At 62.4% G+C, this 13901-nt stretch carries 17 protein-coding genes; 8 read left to right on the top strand and 9 right to left on the bottom strand.

Translation table 11 applies throughout. The features are described from left to right. On the top strand, positions 1 to 1558 hold a 1558-nt coding region (locus GSQ79_RS25850), incomplete at its 5' end, for an alkaline phosphatase family protein (RefSeq protein WP_158811617.1). 102 nt (positions 1559 to 1660) lie between these two features. After that, positions 1661 to 2593: an alpha/beta hydrolase gene (locus GSQ79_RS25855; RefSeq protein WP_158811618.1), complete on the top strand. Its 933-nt coding sequence runs from the start codon at positions 1661 to 1663 to the stop codon at positions 2591 to 2593. Positions 2594 to 2601: 8 nt separating this feature from the next. On the opposite strand, the gene GSQ79_RS25860 is transcribed toward GSQ79_RS25855, so the two are convergent. Next, positions 2602 to 2802 (bottom strand): hypothetical protein, encoded by a 201-nt coding sequence (locus GSQ79_RS25860; RefSeq protein ID WP_158811619.1) that lies wholly within the window; start codon positions 2800 to 2802, stop codon positions 2602 to 2604. Between the two features lie 195 nt (positions 2803 to 2997). Then, positions 2998 to 3222 (bottom strand): hypothetical protein, encoded by a 225-nt coding sequence (locus GSQ79_RS25865; RefSeq protein ID WP_158811620.1) that lies wholly within the window; start codon positions 3220 to 3222, stop codon positions 2998 to 3000. Between the two features lie 132 nt (positions 3223 to 3354). Here GSQ79_RS25865 and GSQ79_RS25870 point away from each other — a divergent pair, with 132 nt between their 5' ends. The 6 genes from GSQ79_RS25870 (at position 3355) to GSQ79_RS25895 (ending at position 9075) form a co-directional block, all read left to right on the top strand. Then, the gene (locus tag GSQ79_RS25870) at positions 3355 to 4389 is read left to right on the top strand and encodes an MBL fold metallo-hydrolase (protein ID WP_368669981.1); all 1035 of its coding nucleotides are present in this window, start codon (positions 3355 to 3357) and stop codon (positions 4387 to 4389) included. Between the two features lie 264 nt (positions 4390 to 4653). Then, positions 4654 to 5175: a hypothetical protein gene (locus GSQ79_RS25875; protein WP_158811621.1), complete on the top strand. Its 522-nt coding sequence runs from the start codon at positions 4654 to 4656 to the stop codon at positions 5173 to 5175. A 91-nt stretch (positions 5176 to 5266) separates the two neighbouring features. Continuing rightward, the gene (locus GSQ79_RS25880; protein ID WP_158811622.1) at positions 5267 to 5689 is read left to right on the top strand and encodes a hypothetical protein; all 423 of its coding nucleotides are present in this window, start codon (positions 5267 to 5269) and stop codon (positions 5687 to 5689) included. A gap of 29 nt (positions 5690 to 5718) precedes the next feature. Continuing rightward, entirely contained in the window at positions 5719 to 7221 is a 1503-nt protein-coding gene (locus GSQ79_RS25885; RefSeq protein ID WP_158811623.1) for a hypothetical protein, read from the top strand. Beyond that, a complete protein-coding gene (locus GSQ79_RS25890) occupies positions 7218 to 7679 on the top strand; it encodes a hypothetical protein (RefSeq protein ID WP_158811624.1) in 462 nt (153 codons plus the stop codon). Before GSQ79_RS25885 ends, GSQ79_RS25890 begins: the two co-directional genes overlap by 4 nt. A gap of 97 nt (positions 7680 to 7776) precedes the next feature. Continuing rightward, positions 7777 to 9075: a cupin domain-containing protein gene (locus GSQ79_RS25895; protein WP_158811625.1), complete on the top strand. Its 1299-nt coding sequence runs from the start codon at positions 7777 to 7779 to the stop codon at positions 9073 to 9075. A 191-nt stretch (positions 9076 to 9266) separates the two neighbouring features. On the opposite strand, the gene GSQ79_RS25900 is transcribed toward GSQ79_RS25895, so the two are convergent. The 7 genes from GSQ79_RS25900 to GSQ79_RS25930 all read right to left on the bottom strand — a co-directional run bounded on the left by GSQ79_RS25900 (position 9267) and on the right by GSQ79_RS25930 (position 13835). Further along, positions 9267 to 9491 carry a hypothetical protein gene (locus GSQ79_RS25900; RefSeq protein WP_158811626.1) on the bottom strand — a complete coding sequence of 75 codons (225 nt, stop codon included), beginning with the start codon at positions 9489 to 9491 and terminating at the stop codon, positions 9267 to 9269. Positions 9492 to 9586: 95 nt separating this feature from the next. Continuing rightward, the gene (gene panE, locus GSQ79_RS25905; RefSeq protein WP_158811627.1) at positions 9587 to 10513 is read right to left on the bottom strand and encodes a 2-dehydropantoate 2-reductase; all 927 of its coding nucleotides are present in this window, start codon (positions 10511 to 10513) and stop codon (positions 9587 to 9589) included. 99 nt (positions 10514 to 10612) lie between these two features. After that, complete coding sequence (locus GSQ79_RS25910) at positions 10613 to 11698, bottom strand: macro domain-containing protein (protein WP_158811628.1); 1086 nt, start codon at positions 11696 to 11698, stop codon at positions 10613 to 10615. Beyond that, positions 11698 to 12336 (bottom strand): DUF4433 domain-containing protein, encoded by a 639-nt coding sequence (locus tag GSQ79_RS25915; protein ID WP_158811629.1) that lies wholly within the window; start codon positions 12334 to 12336, stop codon positions 11698 to 11700. The genes GSQ79_RS25910 and GSQ79_RS25915 overlap by 1 nt, the downstream gene beginning before the upstream one ends. Positions 12337 to 12499: 163 nt before the next feature. Next, complete coding sequence (locus tag GSQ79_RS25920; protein ID WP_174243277.1) at positions 12500 to 13297, bottom strand: DUF429 domain-containing protein; 798 nt, start codon at positions 13295 to 13297, stop codon at positions 12500 to 12502. An 86-nt stretch (positions 13298 to 13383) separates the two neighbouring features. Further along, on the bottom strand, positions 13384 to 13620 hold the full coding sequence (locus GSQ79_RS25925; RefSeq protein ID WP_246725590.1) for a type II toxin-antitoxin system PemK/MazF family toxin: 237 nt from the start codon (positions 13618 to 13620) through the stop codon (positions 13384 to 13386). Beyond that, on the bottom strand, positions 13617 to 13835 hold the full coding sequence (locus GSQ79_RS25930) for an antitoxin MazE family protein (RefSeq protein WP_158811630.1): 219 nt from the start codon (positions 13833 to 13835) through the stop codon (positions 13617 to 13619). The genes GSQ79_RS25925 and GSQ79_RS25930 overlap by 4 nt, the downstream gene beginning before the upstream one ends. Positions 13836 to 13901: the final 66 nt, after the last annotated feature.

Consider the following 13901-nt stretch of genomic DNA (forward strand, 5'->3'; position numbering starts at 1 on the left):
CGGCGACACCGGCGACTTTTCGAACGTCATCTACACGGGCTATCCCGTTTCGGTGCCGGGGCAGGGCGCAACCGTGACGCCGTTCCTCGAGAGCGATCCGGTTCTCGGCGACGTCGACGAGCATTTCGCCGGCAACTACCTCGACGAAGACACGATTCTCAAGGCCGCACGCGACGAGGGGCTCGAGACCGCGTCGATCGGCAAGCTCGGCCCGGCCCTCATCTTCGATTCGACGCAGCGCGACGGCCAGCACACCGTGGTGCTCGACGACCAGACCGGCTCGAAGGACGGCGTCCCGCTCGCCGACTGGGTCAAGCAGGGCTTTGCCGCGATCAATCTCGCGCCCGTCGCGCCCGGTCGCGGCCAGCCCAACGGCGACTTCAAGACGCCGGGTACGCTCAAGGCCAACGTCGTGCAGCAGGACTGGTTTGTCGCGGCGACCACCAAGGTCGTGCTGCCCAAGCTCAAGGCCGACGGCAAAGGGTTCGTCCTCGTCTACTGGTCGCGCGATCCCGACGGAACCCAGCATAATCAGGGCGACAGCCTGGGACGCGTAACGCCCGGCATCAACGGCCCGACCTCGATGGCGGCGATTCGCAATGCCGACGACAACCTCGCCAGCTTGCGCAAAGCGCTCGACGATCTCGGCCTCGCCGCGACGACCGATATCATCGTCACGTCCGACCATGGATTTTCGACCATCACGAAAGCCAGCGCGACGAGTCCCGCGGCGAAGCAGTCCTACAAGGATACGCGCCCCGGCGAGTTGCCGCCCGGCTTTCTCGCGCTCGACCTGGCGAAGGCGCTCGACCTGCCGCTTCACGATCCCGACGCCGGCGAACGCCAGATCGGGCCGGGCGAGCACACCAGCCGCGCCAACGGCCTGATCGGGCAGGATCCGCGCAAGCCCGACATCGTCGTGGCGGCCAATGGCGGGTCGGACCTCGTCTATCTCCCCGCCAAGGATCCGGCGTTGGCGCGCCGCGTCGTCGAGATCCTGCTTCGGCAGGATTATGTCAGCGGCCTGTTCGTCGATACGGCGCTCGGCCCGATCCCGGGCACTCTGCCGCTGAAGACCATCAATCTCGAGGGTTCGGCGGTCACGCCGATGCCCGCCATCGCCGTCAATTTCACCAGCGGGTCGACCGGCTGCGCCGACGCGACCCTATGTGGCACCGAGATCGCGGATACCGTGCTGCAGACCGGGCAGGGGATGCACGGCAGCTTCAGCCGCGCCGATACGCGGAATTTCATGGCCGCGATCGGACCGAGTTTTAAGACCGCGTTCGTCGACGACGCCCCGGCGAGCAACGCCGATCTCGGCAAGACCATCGCCGCGCTGTTCGCGCTCAAGACGTCGGACAAGGGATCGTTGGTGGGGCGCGTTCTGTCCGAAGCGTTTCCCGGCGGTTCAATCCCGGCCAGCGAACGCAAGACGCAACGGTCCGCACCCGGCATCGATGGTCTGCAAACCATCCTCGATTATCAGCTCGTCGGCACGACGGCCTATTTCGACGCCGCCGGCTTTCCAGGCCGGACGGTGGGCCTAGTTCCCTGAATCCACGGCGTTCGGCTCGTTCGGAACCCCTGACAAGCCCGCAAGGTCCTGATACCCTTTTTGCATACGCCGCCAATCGAGATTTCGGCCGAGGAGAGTGTCATGTCCGGTTTTCACCGTCGCGCCTTTATGACCACCGCGGCCGCCGCGATCGCGGCGCCGAGTTTTGTCGCCGCCAAGGAAACCAGCGCCATGAATTGGGCCACGATGCCGCTTGCCGCCAGGGATGCGGCCTTCAACAACCAACTCGCGACCGGCGCCGAACTCGCCAAGTCCCTGACCGATGGCTATGTGGCGGCTTCGGCCAAGCTACGGGAACAGCACCCGAACCACCTCGGCCTGTCCTACGGCAGCGGCGCCCGAAACAAATGGGATCTGTATCCCGGCAGCGACCCGAAGGCGCCTTGTCTCGTCTTCATCTTCGGCGGCTGGTGGCAGCGCAACAGCCGCGAGAGCTTTGCCTGCGTCGCCGAAGGCGTGCTGGCTCACGGCTGGTCGGCTGCTTTTCCTGATTACACGCTGGCGCCGGACGCCAGCCTGACACAGATCACCCGGGAAATTCGCGCCTCGCTCGATTGGCTGGCGCGGGAAGGCGGCACGCACGGCATCAGCGGCCCGATTGTTCTCTCGGGCTGGTCGGCCGGCGGCCATCTCGCCGCCTTCACGGCGGATCACCCCCTCGTAGCCGCCGCCATGCCGGTCTCGGGCGCCTTCGAACTCGGCCCGTTGCGCGACGTGCCGTCGGTCAACGCCAAGCTGAAGCTGACGGACCTCGAGGTCGAGACGCTGTCGCCGCTCCGCCTGGCCGCGGTAAACAAGCCGATGACCATCGCTTACGGGTCGTCGGAGCTGCCCGGCATGATCGCCAACAGCCGGGACCTGCACGCGCATCGCTCCGACGCCCACTGCCCGGGCGCTCTGATTCCAATTCCGCATGGCAACCATTTCAGTGTCCTGCAGGAGCTGCAGAAGCCGCACGGCATCCTGACCCGCGCCGCTCTACAGCTTGCGGACGACATCAAGGTTGTCGGCTGACGAAGCGATCAGGCCGCGACCGGCGCGGCCTTCAGCGCGAGGTTCTGGAGTTGATCCCGGGTCAACACCATGCCTGTGTCGGTCGTGACGCGCACCTCGCTTAACCCGAGCTCTTCGAACTCGTGGATCTTGAGCAAGGCTTCCACCGGGTTGTTGCGGATCACTTCGACGCTCGTTTTCGGGGTCGACGCGCAGATCATGTAAGGCATGACGGTCTCCAGCTCTGAATCAAGAACTGGCATCGCTCGTGCGGTCCCGCGCAAGCGGAGCGGTTCTTGTCTGAGATGTGGCGCGCCGCAGGGCTGTCTTCAATTCAGGTCTTTCGACAGACGAAAGCCGCGGGGATCGCCCGCGGCTTCGGTCTTAGTCCCGCGACAAACCGCTTGGCGGCGTCACGCGTGCGGTCACGGGCGCTCCATGACCTTTTTGCACGCCGGGCTCAGGTGCTTGATCTCTTTGTGAAGACAGGCAACGATTGCCGTCTCGTCCGGGATGTACTGATCGCAGAGACGATGCACATCCGGCTCGCAAGCCGCCTGATCGTCTGCGGAACCGCGCTGTTGAGCGGCGGCTAGTCCTGAAAAACCGCCAATCAGAAGGATGGACAGTGCGGCTGCTTTCAACATCATAGGTTTTCTTCCTCGGTTTATTGACATGTGCAACGTCTCGACGAGCGAAACGATCCCTTTTCGCCGACGCGACCGCTGCCTCTTCTCTCGCGCGTCTCGGGCGATATGGGAAGGGCCTTCGGAAAACGGAGCGTGGTTGGCCGCACGGCCGGATTGAGCCATAAGCCGTCGATGGCGCAGAACCCCTATTACAACGGCCCAGCCTCGGATCATTTCGACGGCACGCGTTTCTTCCTCGAAGGTGGCGCCCCGGATAAAAGCCGCGGCGACCTGTGGCGTCTCATGCGGACGCCGCGTGCCGCCTGGCCTGCGGCGGTTGCGAATCCGCCCTCGGCCTTGCCGCAGGATCGCGTCTCTGGTGACGCCTTGCGGGTCACTTCGATCGGGCATGCCAGCGTTCTGATCCAGACCCGCGGCCTGAACATCCTCGTCGATCCCGTCTGGTCGACACGCGCGAGCCCGTTCCGCTTGTTCGGTCCAAAACGGGCGTCCGCGCCGGGAATCGCGATCGGCGACCTGCCGAAGCTCGATGCCATCCTGATCACCCACAACCACTACGACCACCTGGATCTCAGAACGCTCGACGTTCTGCGGCGGCAGAATCCGTGCCGCATCATCACCGCGCTCGGCAACGACACGATCATCAAGCGCCATGACAAACGGTTTGCCGTCGAAGCTTACGACTGGGACGACAAGGTGGCCCTATCCAGCGATGTCACGGTGACGCTGGTTCCGACACATCACTGGTCGGCGCGCTGGCTCAACGACCGGCGCATGGCGCTCTGGACGGGCTTCGTGCTGGAAACGCCGGACGGCCCGATCTACCATATCGGCGACACCGCCTATCCCGACGGCGCGATCTTCCGCGCCATTCCGCAGCGGTTCGGCCGACCGCGCCTCGCGATCATTCCGATCGGGGCCTACGAGCCGCGCTGGTTCATGAAGGATGCCCACGTCGAGCCGGCGGAAAGCCTCCGCATCTTCGAGGACACGCAGGCGCATTATGCCCTGGCCCATCATTGGGGCACGTTCCAGCTGACCGCCGAGGCGATCGACGACCCGCCGCGTCGCCTGGCAGCGGCCCTGGCGGCGAGCACCATCGCACCGGACCGCTTTCGGGTTCAATCGCCCGGTTCCGCCTTCGACGTCCCAGTCGCGGAAGGCTGACCGCCGCCGCCTTGCTGCCCTGGCACCCCAAGTACGATGTTTTTCAACGAAGTAGCGTAGGCATCCTTGCTCTCAGGCTCGCGCTATGGATGCCCGGATATACTGAATTCTCTGTCGGAAGTTCCGCATTCTCGGTTGCGATCGCGCTTCGGCTGCAATGAACGCACAGAACAATAGATGCATAGGCCCATGTATATAGCATCATGGTTGACAGATCGTAGCTTTTACTGAAGATTTGCTTTGTCAATTCATGGTGATTGCGCGATGTCGAGTGTACTGGTGGCCGATGGCAATCGCGATTTCGTGTCCTACATACCGCCGATCAATCGCAGCGTGGTGCAAGAGCTCGACCGCTCGCTGCGGGACACGCTGAAGGTTTTCAGTCAAAACCGGAACGCCGAACAAAACCCGGCCGAGGTCGCTCGAGACATCACGGGCTCTGTCGATGCGGTGGAACGCGCGGCCAGTCTGATCGGGTCGATGGGCTCGCGCATCCGGGACTTGGAGACACGCGTCGAAGAGGCGGAAGCCCAACGTCTCATCCTGTCGGCCGAGCGCGACAAAAGCGTGGCGCAGGCTGCAGCGGCCAGTGAGAAGCTCGCGGCCGAGACGGAGCGGCGTAGTCTGGCGGAAGCGCGTGCCAAGGAACACGAGTCCTATTCGAAGGGCCTCGAAAGCGATTTGTCGGCGGCTCGAGCCGATATCGAGCGGTTGACCGCCGTCATCGCGCAAGCGTTCGGTTCGATCGAACCGATGAATTTCAACGGCGTAGGCTTCGGCACCTAATCGATGGGTCTCGAACGAAACAAGAGGTTCCGAAGAGCGACCCAGCTCTGTTCGTGACCAAACAGCCTCGAGAAACGATGCGGATCGACCGATGATTGCCGACGATATCGCCCTGAGCCCTGATCCGAGCCGCGAAGACGAGCCTGCGAGCGTGTCGCTTTTCGACCTGCAGGTCGCATTTACGACGTTGCTTCATGTTCACGACACGATCAGCGACCTGAAGGCGCGCTGCCTGAGCGTCGCCGATATCGAAAACGCCAACCGCATGATCCGCACCTTGGAAGGCCGCCTGAACGGCTACCAGGGCGAGTGCAAGCGCCTCGCCGAGAGCCTGCAGGAAGCCGAACGCCGCACCAGGATTTACAGGCGCCGCTCCGAGGACGCGGAGACGAAGCTCGCCTCCTTGCAGCGCACGATTTCGCAGCGCCTCATCGGACAGCTGATCGAAGACGACGTGTCCGGCACTTTGCCGCTCGAGCCGTCGCACACGCAACACGCATCACCGGCCTCTTAGACGACCGGCTGTCACGCGGAGGAACGAACATGGGCGAGCGCCACGGTCTGTTAGGACGTCTTTTCGCATCGGATCCAAACCCGCCGCCGCCTGCGCTGCTCGCGCAGGCGCCGTTGAACCTGCCGTTGGTGGCAAGACCCGCCGCCACGCCGTTCGGCGCCTTCGGCGAAAAGGGGGAGCAGCTCGGCGAGCAGATCGCACACGTGTTCGGCCGGATCAACGCGCTGCAGCAGCTGCGCGACGACTTCGCGGCGATCGCCACGCCGATGAACGAGTTCATCACGTCTCATGCCGATGCGCAGACGCGCCTCGCCGAAAGCGAAGCGCTGCTGGCGCGCGAGCGCAAGGAAACACTGACGCTGCGCGGCGTCACCGGAACCTTGCGCACCAAAACGTCTCAGCTGGAAGACGACATCGTCGCGCTGCAGAGCCAGCTTCGTATCCATCGGGAGACGGCCGACGCTCGCGACGCCGACCTGAAGAGCCTGAAACTCCGGGCGGATGATTCCGCATCCCGGCTCGACTGGACCGGCCGCCAGCTCGCCGCCGAAACCGAGAAGGCGCAGAATTCTGCCGATGCCCATCGCGGCGTGGCCGACGACCTTCAACGCGTCGAGCAGGAGCTTGCGCTGGAAAAGGCGCGGACGATGGAGCAGCGCGACGCCGCCATCGCCGCCGAGGCGGAGATCAAGCGCCTGCATGAGCTCGTCGAGCGGCTGCAACCGGCGCTGGGTCAGGCCAAGCGCCGCATCGGCGATCTCGAAACCGACCTCCAGTCTTCCGGCCTGAGCCTCGGTGCATTGGAGCTAAAGATCGCGAGCGAACAGGAAACCCGCCAGACGTTGGAAGCAGCCCGCGCGCAGGAGAAGGTGACGTTCGAAAACGAGATCGCGTCGCTCGTTATTCAGGTCGAGGCGCTCACCGGTCGCCAGGCCACGACGGCAAGGCTGCTCGAGCAGACCCGGGCGCTGGTCACCGAAAAGATCGAAGAGATGCGGCTTGCCGATCGCGCGGCGAAGGACGCGCTCGCCGGCAAAATCGCGGCGGAACGGCGCCATGCCGCGGCCGACGGGGAGGTCCGCCGGCTGGGGCTGCAGTCCGAGGCCGCGGAAAAGATCGTGCAGGACACGCAGGAGCGCTGCGCCATGTTGGGCAAGGCGATGGCCGCCAAGGAGCTGCAGCTCGAGCAGACGCAGGGGCGCCTCGAGAGCCTGTCAGGCCAGCTGGAGGCCACCACCCGGCGCTACGACCAGGAGCGCGCGGAAGTCGAAGCGATGAACCGCAATCTCATCGAAGAGGTCCAGAGCGAAAAGGCCGAACGGGCGCTCGCGCAAGGAGCCCTGTCGATCGCCCGCGCCAGTCGCGAAAAGCTGCTCGGCCAGATCGAGGAGCTGAAGCGCGTCCGGTCGCTTGGGGATCACGAATGGCGCGAACCGGCGCGTCGCGACGAGCGGGATCCTTTTGAAGCCGCCGAACCGACGAATGTGCGCGTCCTCCGCGCGCCCGAGGTGCAGGGCGAGCAGCAGCCATGACCGCCGAGCGCGAGCACGATCGGCCTTTTTCCAGCCAGCCGGGATCATCAAAAATGGAAACCAGGAAACTCGCCACCACGGATTTGCCCGAACGCCCCGCCGAGCCGGCCAAGGGGCCGCCCGACAAGGTCTTTCATTTTCTTCCCTCGGCGACGGAGCGGCAGCCGGAGAAGCGCGCGGTGCCGGGGGGACGCGACTGGGCGGCCGCCCTCGACCTCATCACCGAGGCCTCCGAAGCGGTGCGCCTCGCCGAGGATCGCACCATCGCCGCCGAGCAGTACAACCAGCAGCTGACGCAATTCTTCAAGGATCAGGGCAAAGCCACCGAGGCGAAGATCGCGGCCGCCGAGAAGCGGGCCGAGCTCGCGGAGCTGCGGGCGGCCGAAGCCGAGGAATGGCTGGCACGCCTCCACGATGCGATCGTCGGCGGCTTCAAGGGCGTCGTTGCGCCGCGCTGAGCTGGCCGCTGACCGCAACGGTGATGTGAATCGGCGATAGGGACCCGAATGGCTCGCGTGACGTTGGCAGGCTCAAGCCACCTCACGCGAGATCATCATGCAAAAGTCCCCAGAGACCACCGTCGCCTCCCACGCCGAACCCGGCGATGCGAGCCTATCGCGACGCATGCTGATCGGCGCGGGTGCGGCGGCGACCGTCGGCCTGGCCGCCACCGCGGCCCACGCCCAGTCGCTCCAGACGACGACGCTCGGCAAGAGCAATGCCAGCGCCGCCGATCTCGGGCCGCGCAACAAGGCGCTCGAAGCCTTGAACCCCGACGCCTACATGGCGCCGCCGACGGACCACGGGACCGTCCAGCAATTCTGGCAGAGCTTTTCCCAGGCGCATCGCCGGATCCAGGACGGCGGCTGGGCGCGCCAGGTCAACGTCAAGGATTTCCCGATCTCGACGGAAATCGCCAGCGTCAACATGAAGCTCAATGCCGGCGGCGTTCGCGAACTGCATTGGCACGAGGCCGACGAGTGGTCGCTGATGCTGGCGGGATCCGCGCGCCTCACCGCCATCGACTATGACGGCCACCCCTACGTCAAGGACGTCAAGGCGGGAGACCTCTGGTACTTTCCGCAAGGCATCCCGCATTCCATCCAGGGTTTGGGGCCGGACGGCTGCGAATTCCTGCTCGTCTTCGACCAGGGCAAGTTCTCGGAAGACGATACGACGTTGCTGACGGACTGGCTGATCCACACGCCGCCGGAGGTGGTCGGCAAGAATTTTGGCGTCGGTCAAAATGCCCTCGATCCCCTGAAGGCGATCCCGCCGGAAGGCCGCTACATCTTTCAGGCGCCGGTGCCGCCGGCGATCGGCGACGATATCGCCGCGATGACGCAGGCGAGCCCCGCGACCAGCACCGCCTTCGATTTCGCCTTGCTGGACATGAAGCCGACCAAGGAGGATGCGTCCGGCAGCATCCGCATCGTCGACTCCCGCACGTTCAAGATCTCGAAGAATATCGCCGCGGCCTATGTCGTGGTGAAGCCGGGCGCGCTGCGCGAGCTGCACTGGCACACCAATGTAGCGGAGTGGCAGTACTACATTTCGGGCCAGGGGCGGATGACGCTGTTCGCCAACAAGTCGGATTCGCGCACCATCGACTTCCGCGCCAGCGATGTCGGCTACGTGCCGGTCACGCTGCCGCATTACATCGAAAACACCGGCGACGAAGATCTCATCTACCTCGAGATGTTCAAGTCCGCGACCTACGACGACATTTCGCTGAACAACTGGCTGGCCGGCCTCCCGCCGGAGCTGGTGCAGCAGCATCTCGGCCTGACCAAAGAGACGATGGCCGCTATTCCGAAAACGAACCTGGGCGTCGTCGGAGGCAAGAAGGGCTAGGTCTTCTCTAGAATTGGACGCTCGGCCTTTACGCGTCTTTGCGAGCATAGCGAAGCAATCCAGCATCCGACAGCCAAGGGTGCCGAACGGCCCCCTAGGTTGCTTCAACTGAGCCTGTGCCGGGAGGCCAACAGGCCGGGCCCGGTGCTCGCAAAGACGGCTTGCCAAGCGACCGCGATTGACGTCAGCCCTCAAGCAAAATGATGCAACACCGGCGCCTCGTCAGAGCGGGCCGGCGTCTGCCCTTCGAGCTTGGCGATGATGTCGTCGAGCTCGCCTTGGACCCGGATGAAGCTTTCCTTGCCGAAGTGAATGTTGCAGGATCCGGTCGCGTTGATGCAGACGTAAAGGACCTTCGCGGGGTTCACCGCCACCTCGCGCCGTTCGAGGCTCAAGCGGAAATGGACCATCGTCATAATGCAAGCCTTCTGGCTGCCTGGAGATTTTTCCAGGCTCGAGGCTAGGCTTCGAGGCGGAGCGGTCAATCCCTCCAAAGGGTCAAGGCGGAGACTTACTGCCCCGCGGCTTGGCGTGCTTCGTAGCTTTGAAGGTGGCAGAACGCGACGCGCAGCAGCGGCGTCTTCAGGCCGGCGGCCTCGGCGCGGCGAAGCAGATCGCCGATGACGTGGTCCGCCTCGATCCGCTGTTTGCCCTCGATGTCGCGCATCATCGACGCCGTGGAGTTGGAGCCGGGCGCGGTGAGATAGGTGAGACCGCTATCGATCGCCTTGGGCCGCACCGGCTTGCCTGCGGCGGCGGCGACGGCCTGGCATTCCAGAAACAGCTCGCGAATGATGGCATCGCCATCCCGCGTCGAGACGATTGCGCCGACGCTGGCGCGCATCAGGCAGGTGGCGCCGGCCAGCGCGCTGAGGAAGGCGAATTTCTCCCAAAGATCCTGCAGCACGTCCGAGCTCAGGCGCGAAGCGAAGTTGGCTTTGGCCATGATCGCCGCGATGGCGTCGATCCGCGGGCTCACCCCACCCGCGCGCTCACCGAAGGTGAGGCTGTGCAGCCGGTTGAAGTGCACGATCGTGCCGTCCGGCTCCATCGTCGCGCCGATATGGCAGAGGCCGCCGAGGATTTGGCCCGCGCCGAACGCCGCGTCCAACCGTTCGAAATGGTTGAGGCCGTTCAGGAGCGGCAGAATCGCGGTGCTTGGCCCCACCGCCGGCTTGATCGCGTCCATGGCCTGGTCGAGATCATAGGCCTTGCAGCTGAGCACGACGAGATCGTAGGGCGCCGTCAGCGCCTCGGCCGTGACCGTCGCGACGGGCCCCTGAAAATCGCCTTCCGGGCTGCGGATGCGCAGGCCCTCCGCAGCAATGCGGGCCGCGCGCGCCGGCCGCAGCAGGAAGGTGACGTCGGCGCCGGACTGCGCAAGGCGGCCGCCGAAATAGCCGCCGGTGGCGCCTGCGCCAAGGATGAGGATACGCATACAAAACTCCGGCGCGGGCGATACGGCCTTATTTGTCTTGGCCACCCCGCAGTCTACAAGACTGGTTCACACGTTTGGACACAAGGCCGTCATGCTTGATCATACGCTTGCACTGTTCGATTTTGGGGCTGACTCGAGCAACCTATTGATACCAAGCTCAATAAGGCGGTCATCGAAGAGCCTAAGTTTGCGCTCTCCAGCCCCGCCAGGCCATTCTGAAAGGGCAGCACGTACCGATCCGACCGAAGGTTCTATACCCTCTGAATTCAGCAACCAGTGAACTGTCGCGAGCAACTCAAGACCAAGTGGCGATTCAAAGCCGTCAATGATCTTGGCCGTCGCTTCCAGGGCCGGCAGGTATGGTTTCGCCTCCGAAGCAAGGTAGGTGGCAACCTTGTCTCTTTGGACGTCATCAAACCAAATGACGTCGAGTGGGCCGGCATCAGCAAGTCGCTTATCGCAGTGCAGATAGCTGCCGTCCAACCCATTCAAGAGATGTGTAAGACGGTGTGCGTATGGCCCATAACGGTTAGGTGTGAATCGAAGGTCTAGTTCGTTTTTGGCACCGACCGACGCAATCGTGTGCTCTAAGAAGTAGGCTAGCTTCTGGATCTCTAGCAAACTGCATTCGATCCCAAGTATCCAGTATCTCCTGACAAGCTCGGCAATCAGTGCGCGCGATGGGGTCAATTTTTCTACCCCTACTCGCTTCGACACATTTTGGTACTTGGAGGTCGGTTCATAAATTGTGATCGATACGGTTGTATCGACGCTGCCAAGGATACGCTCGATAATGGGCTTAACTTCCGCCCAATCCAATCCACCATTGCCGCTTCCGAGCGGCGGAACCGCAATGGAGCCGATGTTTTGTTGCGCGATAAATGCCTTAAGAGCGCAGAGACCTTGCTCGATCCACTCGATTTTAGATGGATTTCTCCAATGTTTCTTCGTGGGAAAATTGATGATCCATCGTGGTCCGACGAGGGCCTGACGTTCGGTGACGAACAAGGTCCCGACTTCGATCAGCTTGCTTTTGCAAGCTTCCTCGTAAGCTCTAAAATTATCAGGAAATGCCTCTTTGAACATCAAAGCAATGCCCTTGCCCATCACGCCAACGGTGTTGACGGTGTTCACGAGCGCTTCGGCTTCAGAGGACAGCAAATTTCCCGTCGTAAAGGTGATCATCAGAAATACCAATTCGGTTTAACGACAACCTTCAGGCTCTTGCCCGCTGCGGCGAAAAGCGCATCGACTGAAGCCTTTCCCGCTTGATTGTAGCACGCGGCACCTTTCAGTGATTCGCAGGGTAGGAAGTTATGCACAAGTGCTTCAGCCTGGTATCGCTCAAATTTCCCAGGGTCGTCTGCATCTTTTCTGAAATTTTTGCTTTGCAGCAAAGGCCAGTCGACCTTATCAAGATCGGATATCGCGCTATAATACTGCGCCGCCTGAAGATAAGCATGTCGATCCGTAAACATAAATTTTCTTTTATTTGTAACTAAGTCATAAATAGAAGAAACAAGAATAATTATCTCGTCGTTATTTCTCTTCGTTACCCCGCCGTAGCCGGTCTTAATATTTAGCATCATTGGAGAGTAGGGGGTAAAATAAAATGGCACATAATCGCTGAGCACGCCACCAGGAGAAATCGGGACAGGGTGAAAGTTGCGCTTCGAGATGAGGTCAGAGTTTCCAATATTTACGTATCTCGGATCGAAAACTGTTGAGTTTCTACAATGCAGCCCATTGGACACAATCCAAGGCAAATTGTTTCGATGGACGATGCGGAAAATGAACGCTTTGTTCGGGTTAAGATCAGACATCGATCATTCGGCTCGGCTGGAGGTAGGCTCCCATAACAAGCTCTCCGCTTAACGAAACGTCTAGATCGAACAAAAAGAGAACGCAAGTGAGCTATTTACGCGAGGTGCGTGGTGTACGTCATGCGCCAGGTTATTGTCTGGTCGAAATAAGCTGCCAATCGATCTAAACCTTGTACCGTGTCGCCTTAAGCTTTTCGCGCACCGGCGGGCTGACCGGCGCGACGGTGTAGCCGGCATCGAGATCGCCGATCATGGCCGACCTCTCCCGCGGCTTGAGGTGCCAGCGGACCGCGATCAGCAGGCAGATGACCGCATCGAGCCGATCCTGATCCGCCTTGCGTGGTTTGGCCAGCGCTCGGAGCGCCGCGAGCCACGCTGCGACCGCTGGACAGCCGAGTCGCGCTGCCTCGACCGAGACCGTGCTTACAACGGCAGACCAATTTTCGATGCGAAAGGTTTTGCGCGCGGGATTATAGCGCGGCCCGAGCCGGCGCTCGAAGAACCGGACATCGAAGGAGAGGAGGGCCAGGGCAGGAAAGGACTCCATGATGCAGACACCGGACGTCGCCGTTCGGGCCCGCACTAGATCGTCGATCGCTTCGATTGCATGAAGGAAACGCCAGATCGGCGCGCCGTCGTCGAACATGCCGATCCGGCCCCGGTTTGCCGGCTGGACGCCGCCGCCGACCCACGAGATCACCGATGCCGCGACCTTCTCCGCCGCACGCATGCCGGTCGCGCTGCAGACGATGGTCGGCTGGTCGATGGCCACGATGATGGGACCGTCCGCCGGGATGGCCCGGATGCACGCTGCAGCGGCCTCGAAGCCGACGAGCGTCGGTTCGGTGAAGCTCGTGAAACGCGTGCCATCGAACACGGCTATGCAAATCGCGCCCGGCGCCTTCGGATTTTCGGCCCAGGCGGAATCGAAGCCGACGAACGTCGCGGGCGCGCGGATCAAGCGGTGAGGCCGAACGTAAATAATAAGATCTGGTCGAGGGCCGTCAAAGAAGCTCTGTCAACGCGCCCAATAATCCCGCCACATTTCTAGCGAGAATGCGCAACAATCTTGTCGGCAATGATTTGCGATCGCACCTTCAGACGGTTGGTCGAAGATGGTTCGAGCGTCAGCCGGTGTAACGGCGTGTCTTTGATCGTGCTTGTGATCAGCGCGACAAGGATGCTGTCGGTCGACCCCAATGCGTCGGACTGGACGACGACAGCCGGCCGCGGTTTTCCATAATCGCCAGCTGCGGAAACAATGACGATATCGCCGCGCCTCAATCGTCAGGCCAGCCTACGGCCTCAATGAAGCGAAGGGCCTCCAGCTCTTCGGGAGCGCCTCGAAGCAAGGCTGCCTGCCGCTCCGCTTCCTCCTTTAAGCCGGGTGCGTTGGGATCGGGCACCCAGATCCGCACGCGCTTCATGCCTTTGTGCCGCTTTGCGTTGCGGTGCCGTTCAACCTTGGTTGTTGCGCTGTCAGGTCGCTCGCGTGTCATTCGCCTCGTCCTTCGTGACGACCAATTTTAACACGAGGGACTTTTCTCCGATACGTCTCAAGTCCG

The organism is Beijerinckia sp. L45, from assembly GCF_009765775.1.
Taxonomy (GTDB): domain Bacteria; phylum Pseudomonadota; class Alphaproteobacteria; order Rhizobiales; family Beijerinckiaceae; genus RH-AL1.

Bases quoted from the DNA above. Each gene is read 5' to 3' on its own strand.
- GSQ79_RS25855 (WP_158811618.1), top strand. From the start codon at position 1,661: ATGTCCGGTTTTCACCGTCGCGCCTTTATGACCACCGCGGCCGCCGCG.
- GSQ79_RS25860 (WP_158811619.1), bottom strand. From the start codon at position 2,802: ATGCCTTACATGATCTGCGCGTCGACCCCGAAAACGAGCGTCGAAGTG.
- GSQ79_RS25865 (WP_158811620.1), bottom strand. From the start codon at position 3,222: ATGATGTTGAAAGCAGCCGCACTGTCCATCCTTCTGATTGGCGGTTTT.
- GSQ79_RS25875 (WP_158811621.1), top strand. From the start codon at position 4,654: ATGTCGAGTGTACTGGTGGCCGATGGCAATCGCGATTTCGTGTCCTAC.
- GSQ79_RS25880 (WP_158811622.1), top strand. From the start codon at position 5,267: ATGATTGCCGACGATATCGCCCTGAGCCCTGATCCGAGCCGCGAAGAC.
- GSQ79_RS25885 (WP_158811623.1), top strand. From the start codon at position 5,719: ATGGGCGAGCGCCACGGTCTGTTAGGACGTCTTTTCGCATCGGATCCA.
- GSQ79_RS25890 (WP_158811624.1), top strand. From the start codon at position 7,218: ATGACCGCCGAGCGCGAGCACGATCGGCCTTTTTCCAGCCAGCCGGGA.
- GSQ79_RS25895 (WP_158811625.1), top strand. From the start codon at position 7,777: ATGCAAAAGTCCCCAGAGACCACCGTCGCCTCCCACGCCGAACCCGGC.
- GSQ79_RS25900 (WP_158811626.1), bottom strand. From the start codon at position 9,491: ATGACGATGGTCCATTTCCGCTTGAGCCTCGAACGGCGCGAGGTGGCG.
- panE (WP_158811627.1), bottom strand. From the start codon at position 10,513: ATGCGTATCCTCATCCTTGGCGCAGGCGCCACCGGCGGCTATTTCGGC.
- GSQ79_RS25910 (WP_158811628.1), bottom strand. From the start codon at position 11,698: ATGATCACCTTTACGACGGGAAATTTGCTGTCCTCTGAAGCCGAAGCG.
- GSQ79_RS25915 (WP_158811629.1), bottom strand. From the start codon at position 12,336: ATGTCTGATCTTAACCCGAACAAAGCGTTCATTTTCCGCATCGTCCAT.
- GSQ79_RS25930 (WP_158811630.1), bottom strand. From the start codon at position 13,835: ATGACACGCGAGCGACCTGACAGCGCAACAACCAAGGTTGAACGGCAC.